This is a genomic window from Streptomyces sp. NPDC037301, assembly GCF_055602785.1.
Window position 1 is genome coordinate 549,024 of the sequence record NZ_JBVJWD010000003.1, and the last position, 16,812, is coordinate 565,835.

Annotated in this window: 14 protein-coding genes; 8 read left to right on the forward strand and 6 right to left on the reverse strand. The window is 70.1% G+C overall.

Annotated features, from left to right (window positions below):
• Positions 1–2: 2 nt before the first annotated feature.
• On the reverse strand, positions 3–818 hold the full coding sequence (locus tag ACZ7IB_RS08635) for a GOLPH3/VPS74 family protein (RefSeq protein ID WP_470910387.1): 816 nt from the start codon (positions 816–818) through the stop codon (positions 3–5).
• 144 nt (positions 819–962) lie between these two features.
• The gene (locus ACZ7IB_RS08640; protein ID WP_470910389.1) at positions 963–1,616 is read right to left on the reverse strand and encodes a hypothetical protein; all 654 of its coding nucleotides are present in this window, start codon (positions 1,614–1,616) and stop codon (positions 963–965) included.
• A 481-nt stretch (positions 1,617–2,097) separates the two neighbouring features.
• Between ACZ7IB_RS08640 and ACZ7IB_RS08645 the strand changes: the two genes are divergently transcribed.
• From ACZ7IB_RS08645 to ACZ7IB_RS08660, 4 genes are all read left to right on the forward strand, one after another.
• Entirely contained in the window at positions 2,098–2,967 is an 870-nt protein-coding gene (locus ACZ7IB_RS08645; protein ID WP_470910391.1) for an LLM class F420-dependent oxidoreductase, read from the forward strand.
• Between the two features lie 196 nt (positions 2,968–3,163).
• Positions 3,164–3,754, forward strand: coding sequence for a hypothetical protein (locus tag ACZ7IB_RS08650; protein WP_470910393.1), 591 nt, complete (start codon positions 3,164–3,166; stop codon positions 3,752–3,754).
• 77 nt (positions 3,755–3,831) lie between these two features.
• On the forward strand, positions 3,832–5,214 hold the full coding sequence (locus ACZ7IB_RS08655) for a Dyp-type peroxidase (protein ID WP_470910397.1): 1,383 nt from the start codon (positions 3,832–3,834) through the stop codon (positions 5,212–5,214).
• A 114-nt stretch (positions 5,215–5,328) separates the two neighbouring features.
• Positions 5,329–6,510 (forward strand): PP2C family protein-serine/threonine phosphatase, encoded by a 1,182-nt coding sequence (locus tag ACZ7IB_RS08660; protein ID WP_470910399.1) that lies wholly within the window; start codon positions 5,329–5,331, stop codon positions 6,508–6,510.
• Between the two features lie 280 nt (positions 6,511–6,790).
• On the opposite strand, the gene ACZ7IB_RS08665 is transcribed toward ACZ7IB_RS08660, so the two are convergent.
• A complete protein-coding gene (locus ACZ7IB_RS08665) occupies positions 6,791–7,294 on the reverse strand; it encodes a DinB family protein (RefSeq protein WP_470910401.1) in 504 nt (167 codons plus the stop codon).
• A 222-nt stretch (positions 7,295–7,516) separates the two neighbouring features.
• On the opposite strand from ACZ7IB_RS08665, the gene ACZ7IB_RS08670 reads away from it, so the two are divergent.
• From ACZ7IB_RS08670 to ACZ7IB_RS08680, 3 genes are all read left to right on the forward strand, one after another.
• Positions 7,517–8,110 carry a hypothetical protein gene (locus ACZ7IB_RS08670; RefSeq protein WP_470910402.1) on the forward strand — a complete coding sequence of 198 codons (594 nt, stop codon included), beginning with the start codon at positions 7,517–7,519 and terminating at the stop codon, positions 8,108–8,110.
• A gap of 217 nt (positions 8,111–8,327) precedes the next feature.
• On the forward strand, positions 8,328–10,691 hold the full coding sequence (locus tag ACZ7IB_RS08675; protein ID WP_470910404.1) for a Tox-REase-5 domain-containing protein: 2,364 nt from the start codon (positions 8,328–8,330) through the stop codon (positions 10,689–10,691).
• Between the two features lie 50 nt (positions 10,692–10,741).
• Positions 10,742–11,470, forward strand: coding sequence for an Imm52 family immunity protein (locus ACZ7IB_RS08680; protein WP_470910407.1), 729 nt, complete (start codon positions 10,742–10,744; stop codon positions 11,468–11,470).
• Between the two features lie 56 nt (positions 11,471–11,526).
• On the opposite strand, the gene ACZ7IB_RS08685 is transcribed toward ACZ7IB_RS08680, so the two are convergent.
• The 3 genes from ACZ7IB_RS08685 to ACZ7IB_RS08695 form a co-directional block, all read right to left on the reverse strand.
• A complete protein-coding gene (locus ACZ7IB_RS08685; protein WP_470910410.1) occupies positions 11,527–11,976 on the reverse strand; it encodes a DUF3592 domain-containing protein in 450 nt (149 codons plus the stop codon).
• 20 nt (positions 11,977–11,996) lie between these two features.
• The gene (locus ACZ7IB_RS08690; protein WP_470910412.1) at positions 11,997–12,581 is read right to left on the reverse strand and encodes a hypothetical protein; all 585 of its coding nucleotides are present in this window, start codon (positions 12,579–12,581) and stop codon (positions 11,997–11,999) included.
• A 61-nt stretch (positions 12,582–12,642) separates the two neighbouring features.
• Positions 12,643–14,640, reverse strand: a complete 1,998-nt coding sequence (locus tag ACZ7IB_RS08695; protein ID WP_470910414.1) for a hypothetical protein — start codon at positions 14,638–14,640, stop codon at positions 12,643–12,645.
• 615 nt (positions 14,641–15,255) lie between these two features.
• On the opposite strand from ACZ7IB_RS08695, the gene ACZ7IB_RS08700 reads away from it, so the two are divergent.
• A partial coding sequence (locus ACZ7IB_RS08700) for an FtsX-like permease family protein (protein ID WP_470910416.1) occupies positions 15,256–16,812 on the forward strand: 1,557 nt, incomplete at its 3' end.

A 16,812-nucleotide genomic window follows, 5' to 3' on the forward strand; every position in this document is an offset into this window, starting at 1 on the left:
TGTCACCAGCCGCCGTGGCCGCTGTCCCCGTGGCCGCCGCCGTGGTGGCCGGTGCCGCCCGCGCCACCCTCGGACCAGCTGCCCGGGTCCAGGTCGTGGCCGAGGCCGTGGCCGCCGGTGGTGAAGTCGGCGTAGAGGTCGCTGAGTTCGCCGATGAGTTGGCGGGTGAGGACGTCGGCGCCGGTGGTCAGTGCCGCAGCGAGTTCCTCGTCGGCGGCCGGAGCCGCTCCGGCGGTTGCGGGGGTGAGGCGGTCGGTCGCGGTGAGGGCGGCCAAACGGCGGCGGTCGGTGATGCCCCGCAGGCCGGGGTAGGCGGCAGGGGCCAGGCCCGCGGCCTGGACGAGGGCGGCGAGGGTCAGGTCGCGGTCGGCGGTGGACGTCGCGGAGCCGGAACGGACCATGCTGTCGAGGCGGGCCAGCAGCGCCCGGCGGCGCGGCAGGTCGACGGAGAGGATGTCGTGGCGCTTACGGCCGCTGGGGTCGCGCCACCGGCGGACCCGGACCGCCCTCTGGTCCTCCAGCCGGGAGAGGTACTCGGTGGCGAGGGAACGCGGTGTGCGGCGCAGCCAGTCCTTGAGGCTGGGCGGGGGCACAGTCGCGCCCAGACTGTGCAGGACGTTGTTCAGGCGGCGGTCCTCGACGCGCCGGGGGTCCGACACCTCGATCCGTCGGGGGCCGAGGGCGATCCGTCCGGCCAGGCCCAGATCCGCCAACTCCGAGGCCCGCAAGGCGAACCGGAGCCGGTCCTCGGCCCGTATCCGGATTCGCCGCCTGCCCGGGACTATCGCGAGCAGGAGCAGTTCATCCCCCGTGGTCATACGCGCCAGGGTATGCGCGGCCGTGCGCGGAGGGGAGTCCTCCGTGTACCCTCCGCGCCGGCTTCCGCAACCGGCCCCATCAGGCGCCCTCGAAGCCCAAGCGCGCGGCAAGGATTCCCGGCGCGCGGGCCGGACATTGGGCCGTCAGGCGTTGAGGTCGCGTCCGGCATCGGTCATCCCCTTGGAGTTGGCGCGCGATGTTGTTCTGCGGAGATCATTTTGATGTTGAGTACGGAGCCGCTCACGCCGGCCGGACGCGGCGACCTGCGTGCTCGGCGCGAGCCCGTCGTTCAGCTCGGCCCTGTCCGAGGCGAGCAGCCAGGACCCCGAAGGGCCACGGGTGAAGGTCAGTGTGTGGGGGAGTGAGTACTCCTCGCACTCCGGGGCTCCTTCCGCTGCTTGAGCGGAAGTGAACGGGGGGTAGAGGCGGGTGTCCTCCGTGATGTGCAGTGTCACGGCGTCACCCTCCTCGACCGCGTCGTTCACCGTCACGTCGACCGTGGCGCGGATGTACCCGCCGTCGGCCTGCCGGTAGGCGCGGCCTTTACGGACCAGCGCCGCGAATTCCGCCCGCAACTCGGTCCGCATCGACGGTGTGGCCGCGGCCGGTGGTTCGGGGGTGGGGGACTGCGCGGCGGCCCGGGTCACCAGGTCGGCGCGTTGTTGCAGGTAGCTCTGGGCGAGCTGGGACAGCCGAGCCCGGTCTGCCGCTGCGGGTGCCCGGGGAGCGACGTTCACCGATGCTGTGACGCCACCCGCGATGGCTGCCGCGGTCAGCGCCGCGGCAGCCACGCTCATACGTGATCCGCGTGCGCGCACGTGTTTCCTCCCCGGAGGTGTATGAACGGTCGGGATCGAAGATGTCCTTTGCGGGGACGACGTCAGCAGCGAGGCGAAGCCGTGTCCGAGAAGGGCCCAATCTTTGACCCGTATGCGTCGGTCGGGCGGCAGGAACGGTGCCGTAGCGCGTGAGCCGCACACCCGGCGACCCCGGCGATGTCCGTGGCGTACCCGTGCTGAACGCAGGTCCGCTCGGCCGGGCGTACCGAAATGCCGATGACTCCGGCCTCGCATAGCGTGACGAGGAACTACATAAGGTAATTGAATGGATGCGAGCGGGCTCACGGAACGTGCCACCGTCGCGAGGAGCCTGCCCGACCGCGAGTACGTGAGCGTCGACGCAGTGCGGAGCGAGTACGCCAAGCACGCGTCCTGAACACTTCGGCCGGGACGGCGACGCGGTCCCGGCCCGCTCTCCCTTGACCTGCGGAGGTCGGACGTGAATCTCGGCTTGCACTACTGGAACTACTCGACACCGGCCGACCCCGCGCTCATCGCGCCGACGCTCGCGGAGTCGGTGAGGATCGCCGAACAGGCGGGGATCTCGTCGTTCACCGTGATGGATCACTACTTCCAGATGGAGACCGGGCAGACCGTCGCCGACGACCCGATGCTGGAGGGGTACACCACCCTCGGCTACGTGGCGGCGCTCAGCGAGCGCATGACGCTCGGCCTGATGGTCACGGGTGTGATGTACCGGCACCCCGGGCTGCTGGCGAAGATCGTCACCAGTCTCGATGTGCTGTCGCGCGGCAGGGCCAGGCTGGGTATCGGCGCCTCCTGGTACGAGCGGGAGCAGTACGGGCTCGGAGTGCCGGTGGTTCCGGTCGCCGAGCGGTTCGAACGGCTGGAGGAGACGATCCTGATCTGCCTGCAGATGTGGAGTGACGACAACGGCCCGTTCCGGGGCCGTCATTACCAGCTCGCCGAGACGCTGTGCGTGCCCGAGCCGATCGGTGAGCGCCCGCCGATCATGATCGGCGGCGGAGGGGAGAAGAAGACCCTGCTCCTGGCCGCCCGCTATGCGGACGCCTGCAATCTGTTCGCCACCGACCAGGAAGAAGTGGCCCACAAGCTCGACGTGCTGCGCGCCCACTGCGCCGCGGAGGACCGTGACTACGACGCCATCGCGAAGACCGTGATGTACAACGGCCCGGTGCTGGCCAGGCCGGACGCGTTCCTCGCGGAAGCGGAGGCGTACGCGAGCCTGGGCATCAGCGAGATCCAGGTGCTGCCCGACCGGCACCCGGTCAGCTTCACCCACCAGGTCGCCGAGCACATCGCACCCGGCATCGCCGCGATGGGGTAGCCGGACAGGGCAGGACTTCGGGAGGCCGGGGTTTGCGCCCCTGGCACCGCACCGCCCGACCAGGTGTCGCCCCGTCCCCGCGGCGCTGGTGAGGCGCGGGCGGCGCGGCGCGGTCATCATGAGAGACGAGGGCGATGGCGTCTCACCCCGAACGCTTGGCGACCCTCGGACGGATGCGTGGCAGGAGAGGCTCACTATGGCTGCGACGACAGATGCAACCCCTTCAGCCCAGCCCGAGCGCCCGGGCAGGAAGGATGGGGTCTGCAGCGAGTTCACCGTCTTTACCGAGATCAAGCCGGGCCATGCTGATGCGTTGCGTGAGGATCTCGCCGCGATGGCCGACGCGGCAGCTGACGAGAACGCCCATGCGGCGGTGCGCCAGATCGGCACCCTGCATGACGCACGGCACGTGATCTTCGACAACGACACCCGGTTCATGTTCGCCAGCGTCTTCGACGGCTCCTGGGACACCTACATCGACGACTTCGCCAAGACGGTGGTCGGGGACCGCTTCGCCAAGGTCTTCTCGCACACCGCAGGGTTCCCCGGCGTCACCGATCCAGGGGTGAAGGACTGGTTCGTCGCCCACCAGGAGCCCGCGGGGGTCTTCGTCAGCGCCTATCCCGACCTGACCGTTCAGCAGATCTACAAGGACCAGCGCGTGGACGACGCGTTCCAGGCGGTGCTGGACACCCCCGAGTTCCGGGCGGCGCTGGACAACCCGGCCAACGCCGAGTTGCTGGCCACGCCGGCCTTCCAGAAGCTGATGGAGGAAGCCGCAGCCTAGAACCCGGACACAACCGACCTCTGCGCGTCATGGACCGCGCCGGCGGGTGCGAGCCGGCCGCCGCGGGGTTGTCCGGCTTGAAGACCGATGTGGAGGCACAAGCGATCATGAACGTGGCGGCAAGCGCGAGCGGAGCGGGCGTGGGCGTCGAGATCGACGACGTCCAGAGCGGGGCACTGCGTCCACGGCCTGCGCCGTACGAGGGAAGGTTCGTCTTCCTGCGTGTCGATGACCGCTACGCCGGGCGTTCCCTGCTGCGGCGGCTGCTCCCGGCGGTCGAGGGTGGTTTGCCCAGCGCGGACCCGAGCGAGGGTGCCTGGGTGGCGGTGGCGTTCACTTACCAGGGGCTGCGGGCCCTGGGGGTGCCCCAGGAGTCGCTGGACAGCTTTCCGCAGGCGTTCCGTCAGGGCATGGCCGCGCGTGCGGACCTGATCGGCGACGTGGGCGAGAGCGCCCCGGCCCATTGGGAGGCACCGTTCGGAACGGGCGACGTGCATATCGCGTTGAGTGCACTCTCTCCCGATGCGGCGCGGCTGGACAAGGCTCTGGAGCGGGCCCGCGTCGCCTACCAGGACACGCCCGGTGTCCAGGTGATCTGGCAGCAGGAGGTCCACCAGCTCCCGACCGGGCGCACCACCTTCGGTTTTCGCGACGGCATCAGCCATCCGAACATCGAGGGCCTCGGGCTGCCCGGCTCCAACCCCCAGGAAGCCCCCATCAAGGCCGGCGAATTCATCCTCGGCTACCCCGACGAAACCGGCAGTCCGCCGTCCATGCCCAGCCCCGACGTGCTGGGGCGCAACGGGACCTACGTGGCCGTGCGCAAGATTCACACCAAGGTGGCGGCCTGGCGCCGGTACCTGCGCGCGAACACCTCCAGCGCCCAGGAGGAGGCGCTCCTGGCGGCGAAGATGGTCGGGCGCTGGCCCAGCGGGGCACCGCTGACGCTGACGCCGGAGCACGATGACCCGGAGCTGGCGGCCGACCCGCAGCGCGTCAACAACTTCCTGTACCGGGAGAACGACGACCGAGGCTTCCGGTGCCCCGCCGGTGCCCACATCCGGCGTACCAACCCCCGCGATGCCACGATCATCGGCGACGCACGGATGCACCGCCTCATCCGCCGCGGCACCACCTACGGCCCGCCGCTGCCGGAGGGCGTGCTGGAGGACGACGGCGCCGACCGGGGCCTGGTCGGAGTCTTCATCGGAGCCCACCTTGAACGACAGTTCGAATTCATCAAGGCCGAGTGGGTCAACGACGGCAACTTCATCGGCTACCCCGGCGAGAAGGACCCGGTAGCCGGGCATCACGACGGAACCGGCAGCGCCACCATCCCGGAGAAGCCGGTCCGGCGCCGCCTGCGGAACCTGCCCAGCTTCGTGGTCACCCGAGGCGGTGAGTACTGCTTCCTGCCGGGTCTGCGCGCCCTGCGCTGGCTCGCCGAACTGGAGGACTGAGGCCTGTGCTACCCGGGACGCGGTCTGCCTCGCAGCCGGCCAGGAGTGCGGCGAGCGCCGTACGGAGCCCGGTGAGGTCGCGGCGGCGGGCGCCCAGGAGGTGCTGAGGGTCATATGGGTGTGCGGCGTCTGTGGGATCACTTCCTGGAGCATCCAGCCGGCGGTGGACTGGTGGCGATCCCGTTCGTGCTGATTGGGACGATCACCGTGCTGGATATCTACAGCGGGCGCGATGTCCATCTGGGCCCACTGCTGGTCATCGCGCCCGCTCTGACCGCCTCCCTCGCCGGGCCACGGCTCACTGCTCTGGCCGGGGTCCTGGCAGTGGCGGCCCAGGTGCTCATAGCTGTCTTCCTCGGCGGACTGACCACGCCCAACCACTTGGCGCAGATCATCGCGCTGACCGCGCTCTCCGCTCTGGTGGTTTTCCTGCGGCTTGTGCGGGAGCGGCGCGACCGGGCGCTGAGCCTGGCACGCTCTGTGGCGGAGACGGCTCAGCGGGTTCTGCTGCGGCCTCCGCCACGCCGGATCGGGCCGTTGCAGGTGGCATGGCTGTACATGTCCGCCGAGGACGAGGCCGAGATCGGGGGCGATCTGTTTGCGTTCGCCCGCGCCGAGCATGCCGCGACCCGGGTGGCCATCGGCGATGTCCGGGGCCATGGGCTGGCCGCCATCGGTGAGGCCTCGCTGGTGCTGGGGGCATTCCGCGAGGGCGCTCACCGGTATGCCACCCTCCCCGGGCTGGTGACTGCCCTCGAAGACAGCGTCTCCCGGAATCTGGAGGACGTGGCGGACACCGAGCACGACGTCGGCGAGCACTTCATCACCTGCCTCGTCCTGGAGATCCCCGACGACGCCCTGTCGCCCGCCGAGATGATCAATTCCGGACATCCCCCGCCTCTGCTGGTGCACGATCAGCGGGTCACGGTCCTTTATGCCCGACAGCCCCTGCCTCCGCTGGGCGTGTGCGAACGACCCATCGAGGACGACCGCATCGACGCGTTCCCCTTCGAAGGCGGTGACATGCTCGTCCTCTACACCGACGGTGTCATCGAAGCCCGCTCGCCGTCCGGGGCGTTCTACCCGCTGGCCGAACGGGTCGCCTCCTTCCCCGCCAACAACCCCGACACTCTGCTGCACCACATCCACCGCGATCTGCTCGCCCACATCGGCGGCCACCCCGCCGACGACGCCGCCCTCCTGGTCATCGAACGCACTCCTTCTCACCGGCCGCATCTCACGCCCCGTCCCACTGACGGCCATCACCGGCACCGCCCCGGCGGAGCCGGCACGTAGATCCAGGTCGACGCCGATGTCTGCCGTTGTGACTGAGACCGACCGGCAAATGGGGGGCGGCGTCGCGGGGCTGGGCACGCACTCCCCCAAGGCCTTAAGGGCCAGGGGGGACCCCCTCCGGCGTTGTCGTCAATCACCAACTTCCCCAAGCTCTCGGCTTCGCTCGAGCAGGGGAGACCCCATCGCGTTGGCTCAATCCTCCGCCTTGCAGCTGCACGCACCCAGCCCCGCTCCTTCTCCCACCCCCCCATTTGCCGGTCGGTCTGAGCCGTTTGTCCGGCTAGACGCCGGTGGTGCCGTCGACGATCTCCCGGATCACGTCGAGGTGGCCGTTGTGCCGCGCGGTCTCCTCGATCAGGTGCAGCACGATCCAGCGCAGATCGGGATACCGGCCGTCTCTGCGCGGGCGTTTGGCCGGCGTGTCCAGGTCGTGGGAGGCGACCAGTTCGCGATAGCGGGTGGTCCGTGCCTCGTACTCCGACAGCAGATCGGCGAGCGGAATGTCCACCGCGATGCGCATCTCGCGGTCGGGGTCCTCGTCCGTCCACGGCCCTTCGTCCTCGCCGCCGAGGAAGGCCACTTCGAACCAGTAGTACTCGACCCAGCTGAGGTGGTTGATCAGCCCGGAGACCGTCATCAGGGGCGAGCCGGGCAGCGGGGCGCGGCGGGCATCCTCCGGTGAGATGCCCTCGCATTTCGCGCGTGCGGTGTCGCGGGCGTAGTCGAGGAAGGTGGCCAGCTGGGTGCGCTCGTCCCATGCGGGAGGCGTATCGGTGCGTGTCATCGGCGTACACGATGTGCGATCTCCCGCCCCCTGTCCATCGCTTTGTTCCATTGGGGCCCGCCCCTGGGTCCGTGGGCCCAAGCCCGGGCGGGCGGAGCTCATTACGCTCGTACGCGACCAACCATGAGCCCACCTGACCAGGCGCCCGCCACGAGCGCTTGTCCGGCGTGCCCATGCGTACCTGGATCTGCACGCTCCACCACTTCTTGGGGTGATGTGTCGATGAGTGACGGTTTCTTCTACTCGTACCACCTCGGCTGGAGCCGCCCGGACGCCGAGTCGCTCTTCGGTGATCTCGACGCGGCAGGACTGCGGCTCAGACACCCCGTCACGAGGCGGGTCACGCTCCTCGGCCCGGGGCCGGATCCGTGGGGCACTCCGTCGTGGGTGACCAGGGAGCAGCTCGTACTCCTGGCCGGCCTGCAGCGGATCGACAGGGTCGACTTCCTGCTGTGGGTGAACAGCGGAGCCTTGGTTCCGGCGCGCATCCGGCGGATGGGGGACGGAGTCGTCGCGCTCGAATTCGGATTCGGTCGGCTGACGCGGGACGAGCAGGAGGTGGCCGCGCGGGCGATCAGGGAGGCGATAGGGAGGGCTTCCGTGCTCTGCATCGGCTTCGTGGTCGACCGGGAGGGCGCTTCCGCGGCGACCGACTGGAGCGGTGTCGTCATCAACGGAACGACATTCTTCGACAGTTGGCCCGACACGCTCGCAGTCAGGCATGAAATCGCTGCGATGCAACCGCAGTTGTCCGGAGTGGCGTCATACGACCAGTCGCCGTGGATGCTGTTCGGGAGCGAGGTCCCCAGCCGGTAGAGGGGCGGTTCCCCGGCCTTCTGCGTATCTGCAACTCCGGGTGGAATCAGCAACTTTGAGCCTCGCATTGGGTCCTGAGACCCATGCCCGAAGGGTACCGATGTGGTCGGATGCGTGGAGTGGCTGAACTGTGGCTGCACACCGGCAAGCTGGGGGACTCGTCGTGTCTGGCATAGGCGGATTTGCGGTTTCGGGCGGCGCCGGTGGGGGTGCTGCCGTGGCTCAGCAGGGCAGGCAGCCGTTGCCGCGCCCGCTGCAGGCGGTACTGATCCTCGTCCGGCTCCTCTTCGCGGCCGCGGTCCTGGGCGGCGCCGGTGTGCTGACGGTGGCGTCGGCGGTCAATGAGGTCGACGGCCAGCTGTTCGGGCTGTTGCTGTACGCGGCGCTGCCGAGCGTGACCGCATTCGTGCTCTCGCTGTATCTGCGGACCGGCGGCATCTGGATCTGGCGCGGACTCCTGGCCGTACACGTCTGGCTCACCCTCGGCGCGCTGGCGACCCTCGGCGGGGACGGCGGCGGGCGAGGCGTGACGCAGCTGGTGATGCCCGTCGCCGTCGTCGTCCTGCTGTTCCGGCCGAGCTCGCGCGACTGGTTCGAGCTGCCCCTCGAACAGCGTGTGCCGCACCGGCCGTTCAGCATCGCGCGGATGATCAAGTGGCGCCGCGACGACGGCGGTCAGACCGCGATGGAATACCTGGGCATGGTCCTGGTGGTCGTGGCTCTCATCGGTGGACTCGTCGCCACGGGCATCGGCGCCCAGCTGACCGGTCAGATGCGGAACGCGATCTGTCAGCTGACCGGAAGCGCGTGCCCTGCGCCCGGGGGCGATGTGGTGGCGGGGGACGGGAAGAACTCCGGGGGTACGGAGTCCGGGGGAGCCGGCTCGGGCTCGGGCGGATCGGACTCCGGCGGCGCGGTTGCGTCCGGTGGTACGGACTCCGCAGGGGCGGGCGCGTCCGGTGGTACGGATTCGGGTGGGGCGGCCGCGTCCGGTGGCACCGACTCCGGAGGGGCGGGCGCGGCCGGTGGCTCCAACGCGGCCGGTGGCTCCAATGCGGCCGGTGGCTCCAATGCGGCCGGTGGTTCCGACGCCGCCGGCGGTTCCGGTTCCGGCAGCTCCGGCGGAGGTGACACCGCCACTCAGGTCGACGACGGCGGCGACGACGTGGACACCTCTGGGGAACCGGACGGTGGCGACGATGTGGACGACGGCGGCAACGGCGGCGACGAGAAGCCCGGTGAGAGCTGCACCTCCGGCGTCGGGGCGTTCTTCTCCTGTGCCGCACACCAGACCGGTGGCTTCTTCGAGGGCCTGGTCGGCGACGGGCTGTGGGGCGACATCACCGGCACCTTCGACACGATCATCCACCCCGGCAAGGCGTGGAACGGCCTGAAGGACTACGGCAAGAGCCTCGGCGACAAGTGGAGCCAGGACTCCAAGGACGCCGGGGACAAGTGGTCCAAGGGCGACTACCTCGGTGCGGTCTGGGACTGGACCAAGGCGTCCGGCGGCACCGGGGTGAAGGTCCTGGACGACATGTTCATCGGCGACGACGTCCGCGACATGTGGAAGAGGGGCGACGAGGGCCAGGCGATCGGCACCGGCCTGTGGAACATCGGCTCGCTGTTCATCCCCGGCTACGGCGAGGCCAAGCTCGTCGGCAAGTTCGGAAAGCTGGGCAAGCTCGGGAAACTCGGCAAGCTCGGCGAAGTGGCCGAGAAGGCGTCGGAGGCCGCGGCCAAGGCGAAGAAGGCCGCCAAGGCGGGCGATGTCGGGGCCGCCGAGAAGGCCGCGAAGGAAGCGCAGCAGCACGCCGACGACGCGGCCGAGCAGGCCGGCCTCAAGGGCTGCACGGTCGGCATGGGCGGCCGCGTACGAGTTCCGTACGGCAGCGGTGCGGGCATGGGAATGCCCGGCTCCGGCACCGGCGTCCTGGCCGCGGCCCGCACGTCCGTGCCCGTCGGGTTCCTCACCGGAAAGTGCGACGAGGTCGACCCGGAGAAGAAGGCGGCCGCCGACGAGGCCCAGAGGCTGGCCGACGAGGCGAAGAAGGCGGCTGACGCGGCCAAGCGGAAGCAGGAGCTGGAGCGCGCCCAGAACCTTCCGAAGCCGGCCTGGTACAAGGACCTGAAGGACCCGCCGGCCGGGGCCAAGGACGGCGGGGAGGGCAACTGGAAGGAAATCAAGCCGGGCGTCTGGAGCTACCCGACCGAAATGGGTGCCCGTTATCAGGAGCAGATCTCCAAGGTGGGCCGCGGAAAGGAGTACCGGGTCCCGCTGGACAAACTCACGGGAAAGCCGGTCGACTTCGACGGCTGGGACGCCTCGCGCGGCACCTACCTCGAAGCGAAATACGGGTACAAGGGCAAGGACTACTACAACGCCGACACCGGGACGCTCACGTCGAAGGTCGCCGACCGGTGGGCGGACCAGGCGCGCCGTCAGGTCGACGCGGCACGTGGCAAGCCGGTCGAGTGGCACCTGTCCGACCCGGACGTCGCCGAGGCGGCGCGAGAGATGTTCGAGGACCGGGGCATCCCGGTTAAGGTGATCCACACCCCGGGGGACGTGACCGGCTGAACGCCGGGCGGGGTGTGGAACCGCAGACCGGAGCCCGAGGAGAACGTGTCGTGCTGAACGTGGTGGTCAACGGCGTCTGGGGCCTTCGCGGGGAATCCGTTCAGGCCGTCGCCGAACGCTGGTCCGGCACGCTCAGCGCGCTCAAGGACATCGACGGCCCGACGTTCGACGTATGGCACGAGGCCGGTGACGACCTCCCGTCCGATCCCGTGCTGGAGCCCTCGGTCCCCGCACTGGCGGAGTACATCGAGCGGAAGAACACGGGCCCCGACCTCGACGTGGTGGGCTACACGACGTCGCTGTGGGCGCAGAACCTCCCTGCGGCGCGCGTGTCCATGGCGATTCACGCGGGCAGTACCTCGCACTACGCGGTGAACTCCGTCTCGCTCGCCTTCCGGTCGCGCGAGGTGGACGAAACCGCGGAGGTGATCCGGCGCGCTCCGGAGATCCTGCGCCTCCTCGCGGAGAACTGGGAGATCGACGCCGGGCAGGTGTACGACAGGCCCCAGTATCGGGCGGTGGCCGAGCGGTTCGACCTGGCGAACAGCGACCCTCGCTGCGGCCGTGCGGTCTTTCTCTCCGCCGGCCGTGCCGCCCTCGCACCCGAGGGGCTGCCCGGCACGTACGTCCGCACCACACACGGTGGACTGGTCATCGACCTCACCCGTGGCGGTACGGAGTCCCCGGCCATCGAGACGATCATCGAGGCGAACACACGACTGCGGGCTGCCGGGGCGCTGGAAAAGCTCCCGGTGCCGTTCGACCGGGCCACGTTCTGACCCCTGCGCGCCCGTGAGCGGCGTGTCTCAGAGCCAACCCGTCAGATCCAAACCCGTCAGAGCCACCCACGCATCGCCGCGAACCCGACCAGCAGCCCCACCGCGAACACCCCCGGCACGACCGCGAACACCGCGGGCATCACCACCGGCCCCCACGCCCCCGGGCCCGCCACCGTGGCGTGCTTCGACGGGGCCGCCGGGTCGTAACTGACCCGGACCGGCGCCCCGACCTCGAAGCCGAACGGCCCAGGGGCGTGGTCGGTGAACTCGATGTCGCGGCCGTCGCGGGTACGGAACGCGAAGACGTACTCGGTGACGTGACTCCGGTCCATGCCCGGCCCCCGGTCGACCGTCCGGCGGTCCGCGCACCGGCCCTCGGCGTGTTCGCCGTGCCGGACCAACCGCAGCACCCGATGCAGACGCAGCGCCGAGCGGACGGCGAACGCACCGAGGAACAGGCCGAACAGCAGCAGGAACGTGGCCGTGCCGCCGGGCAGGATCTGCATGAACGAGCGCCCCTGATCCGCTACTTGACGGTGATCGACTCGACGAACGCGTCGAGGTCCTGCCGGCTCAGCGAGCCCTTCACCGCATTGATCCGGACCGCGAACGGCACGTCCTTCGAATCGACGCCCGCCACCACGACGCCCGTCATCTCGGTGCCCGGCGCCGGGGTCTGCTCCTTGCCGCTCGACGTGAACTCGTAGTCGATCCTGCGCGCCTCACGGGCGCTCTCCGCACCCGCCAGCCGCACGTCCGAGGTCTCCTTGCGGGTCGCCCCGATACCGATACCGGCGCCCGCCGCAGCCGCCGCCTCACCCGCGTCGTCCACGCCCGTGGCGAAGTCGAGCTGCACGGAGACCATGCCGGTGCGCAGCCCGCCCTCCTCCTTCAGCGCGACGGCGGCGTTGGCCTTGGCCCGGTCGGCCGCGGGCTGCTCCTTGTAGCCCTTCTTCCCGGGGTAGCCGACGGAGAGGCTCTTGGTGTCGAGCTTGCCCCAGCCCTCCGGGACCGCGGCGGCGTCGTCGCCGCAGCCGGTGAGCAGGGCGAGGCCGATGGCGGCGGCAGCAGCTGCGCCGATTGCCCGGGACATCTTCATCGTCGTCGTCATCGCCTATCGCCTCGTCGTCGTGCGTGGTTGCTGCGCACCGTAGCCGTACCCGGTGTACGAACTACTTCGCGCAGTAGCTGTACGGAAGGTACGAGCGCTTGTCGCCCTGCGGAGCCCCGAGGAACTGCGCGTCCGTCAGTGTCTCCTTCTTGTGCTCGTCCGAGATGGAGAATCCGAGACTCATGCCGAGCGAAACCTCGAAGCCGAACTCCTGGGCGTCCGTCTCACCGTGGTACTTCATGGTGCTCGACAGGCCGTCCTGGAACATCAGCTGGTCGAACGGGTCGGTTCCGGCGGGCTTCTGCTGCATGGAGTGGTCGCCGAACATGTACTCGAACGGGGCGGTGTTGTTGCCGGAGCCGTCCAGCCACTGCTCGGCGACGGCCCGCTTGTCCTCGGTGGCCTTGTCGGTGTCCTTGCCGAAGATGATCGAGTTCGTCCGGACCTCGATGCCGGTCTCGCCGGATGAGTCGGTGCCGCTGACCTTGCCGCCGCGCTTGTCCTTGCCCTTCTCGCCGTTGTCGCCGCTGATGTCGCCCTTGTCGGACGTCGAGCCGTTCTCGACGGTCTGGGTCATGTCGATGCGGACGATCTTGCCGGTCTTCTGGTCGCGGGTGACGGTGATCGCCCCGGTCCGGCTGTCCTTCGCGGTGGCCGTGCCGCCGAGCGGACCGGCCGAACCGCCGACCTTGCCCTCCAGGTCGAGCTTGGCGGTGTACGTGTACGACTCGTTGCCGTTGACGTCGTCCTTGGTGATGGTCACCTCGGGGGAGAACTTGGCCTTGCCGCCGAGCTTGGCACCGAGTTTGGTCTCGTCGCCCGCACTGATGGAGAGGCCGCCGTCCGCGTACACATTGAGGCCGACGGTCGAGTACGAGATCTTCTTGTCACCGATCTTGCTCTCGACGTCCTTCTTCTTGTCGGCCCACTTCATCCCGGAGTACCAGCCGCCGCCGTAGCCACCGCTGTACTTGGTGGAGGTCTCCCACATCTTCATTTCCTCGATGTCGTCCCGCATCTTCTTGGCGTCCTCCTCGCTCTTGAAGACCCAGGTGTCACCGTTGGTGATCTTGATGCCGCCGCCGACGTCCACATCGGCCTTGCCCAGCTTGCCGAGCTTGACGCCGGGGGTGCTGGCGGTGGCACCGGCCGAGGCGGCGTCCGTGAACGTCATGTAGACCAGCTTGTCGTTCTCGTCGACCTTGCCGTCCTCGTTCACATCCGTCTTGGCCTGGCTGACCTTCTGCTGGAAGCCGTACTCGTTGCCCCACTCGAACCAGCCGATCTTGACCTTGTCGCCGACGGTGTCGGAGATGCTGGAGACCTGGCACATCTTGGGCTCGTAGTCGGCGTCCGTCTTCGGCTTCGCGGTGGTGTCCCCGCCGCCGGTGGAGCAGCCGGCACCGCCGCCGCCCATCGAATTGATCGCACAGCGGATGCGTTCCCCGATCTGCCCGCCGACACCCGCCATCGCCATCGCGCCGATCATCGTGACGACGAGGATGATCACCCCGAGGTACTCCATCGCGGTGGCTCCGCCGTCCCGCCAGGAGTACGGCTGGTACGGCGCGGGCGACTGTTCCTCGCGGTCGTCCAGCAGCCGGTCGACGGCCAGCCCCACGGCCGAACCGGTCACCAGCGAGACGATCGGCATCAACGCGCCCTCGAAGCCCACGAGATGCCAGGACACGGCGAATCCGTAGGTGAGCGCGGCCAGCGGGACACCCAGGGAGGCGAGCAGCGTCAGGAGGCGGGACTCGCGCTGTTCGTCGGGCAGGACGCGGGCCGATGCCAGGACCGTGAGCACGGTCGTGATGACGTTCGGTACGTGCAGCAGGGCGAGGCGCCAGCCGAAGGACGTGAGCCGTTCGTCGGTGGCGAGCATCTCGACGAGCCCGCGCGACACCAGATATCCGGCGGCGATGTAGACCAGGGCACCGGCGGCCCAACTGCGGGTCAGAGCGAAGAACGCACCCCCGCTCGCGCCGGAACCACCACCCCCGCTCCCCGGTGGTATGTGGCCCGCGCCTCCGCTTCCCCAGCCCCCGCCACCACTCACGGTTCTTCCTCTCCGACGCCCACTTGCCATGCCTGTGCCCGTAGTTCTGCATTCGGGTGTGGGCGTGAGCGTACGGGTGTACGGGCCGGGTGACCTGGGCCCTTGGCCCCAAAGCCGGGCCCAACGGGCGTTGCCCGGTGCCGCCCGCGGGGTGCGGGGGAGCCGGGCATCGGGGAGAGGCGGTCCGGGACCAGTCCAGATCGTCCGCGAACGTTCCCGCGCGTTCGGCGACTTCCGGCTTCCGCCCGCAGCACGGCGAAGCCGACGACACCGACGACCAGCGCGCCCACGAACACGTACGGCAGCACATTCAGCGGCCGGGCCGGGACGGGCCAGGGCGTGGAAGGCGCGGGCCGCGGCCGCCAAGGCGTCGCGGCCCGCCGGCCGCCCGCCACCTCGCGGCTCAGTGCGGCAGCGGCTCACCCTGTCGTTGCCGTTCTGGGTGTCGGTCAGGGGTGGCTACCTCTGAGGGTGGAGGCGGTGAAGGGCGGGGGCCACCTGGGGCTGATCAAAGTGAGTACCTGATGCTGACGGGGCCGGGGGCAGCGGTCCATAGGCTCGGTGGTGCTCCTGACAGCGCGTCATGACTGCTCAGGGCGGAAAAGCCGAGGGAAGATGACGACGTACCGATACACCGTGGCCGAACTGCGCGGGCAACTGCGGCAGCTGGCCCTGACCGGGGCCGCGATCGCGCTGGGGGTGGCCTTCCTGATCGCCTCCGTGAGCGGGAGCGGGGCACTGGTGGACTCCTTCAGCCAGACCGCGAGCGCCGAAGTCGGGCCCGGCGACGTGCAGGTGACCCCCGCGGCGAAGGGAGCACTGGACACCGACACGGCCGCCCGAGCGCGGCAGGTGGCCGGAGTGGCCGGGGTGTCGCTGCGGCTGACCGGCCGGGGCGGGGTGCTGACCGCGGACCGGCGGCCGCTGGGCGACGCCGCGGTGGTGAGCTCGGTCGCCGCCGACCCGGCGCTGCGCTGGCAGTTGCTGAAGGACGGACGGTGGCCGAGCACCCCGGGCGAGGTACTGCTCGACGCCGACACCGCGCGGCGGATCGCCGCCGCGCCCGGCGCGGACATCCGGCTGGTCCGCGCCGACGGCGGCACCGCAACCGCCCACCTGGTCGGCACCCTGGACGGCCGCGGCGCGCCCAGCTTCGCCGGACACCCGATCATCGGCGTCCCGGACGGCGCGGTGCAGCGGTACGCCACCGGCGTCACCGCCACCCAGCTCGACGTCCGGCTTCTGCCGGGCGCCTCGCGGGCGCGCGGTGCAGAGACGCTGCGCGCCGCCCTCGGCCCCACTGCCGAGATTCGCACCCGAGACGCGGCCGTCGCCGAGGCGACCAGGCAGAGCAAGACCCTCTACGGAGTGGTGCTGATCGCCGCGCTCTCCTTCGTCCTGATCGCCCTCGCGGTAGCGCGGATGGTGGTCAGCAACACCTTCTCGGTGGTGCTGGGGCAGCGGACCCAACAGCTCGCCCTGCTGCGCTGCCTGGGCGCCGACCGAGCGCAGATCCACCGACTGATCCGCCGCCAGGGCCTGCTGCTCGGAGTGGGCGCTTCGGCCGCCGGGGCGCTGCTCGGGACCGGGCTCTGTGCAGCCGGTACGGCGTTGGTGCATACCGCCGACCTCGGGCCGGTACACCTCTCGCTCCTGCCGTCCGCGGTGACCGTCGTGTCGGCCTGCCTGTTCGGCGTCCTGCTCACCCTGCTGGCTGTCCGCGGTCCTGCCAAGGCCGCCTCGGCGGTGCCGCCGTTGGCCGCGCTCGGTGGTACGCACAGTGCGGGCGGCGGCCCAACCCGGCTGCGCGCCGCGGCGTGGTCCGCGGCCCTGCTGCTCGCGGGTGTGGCGCTGCTGGCACTCGGGGCGGTGGCCGGACCGCCGCTCTCCCTGCTCGCAGTCACGCTCGGCGCGATCTGCAGCTTCTTCGGGGTGCTGAGGCTCAGCCACCGGCTGCTGCCGGCGGTCGTCGCGGCGCTGGGCGCCCCCGCACGGCGGCTCGGCGGCACAGCCGGGCGGCTCGCCACCCAACAGCTACGGCTCAACCCCGCGCGGACCGGCGCCACCGGTTCGGCGTTGCTGCTCGGGGTGACTGTGCTGGTCAGCGCCGTCACCGCACTGGCGATCACCTCCAACTCCCTGATGCCGATGGTCTCCGCGCGCCAGCCCGGA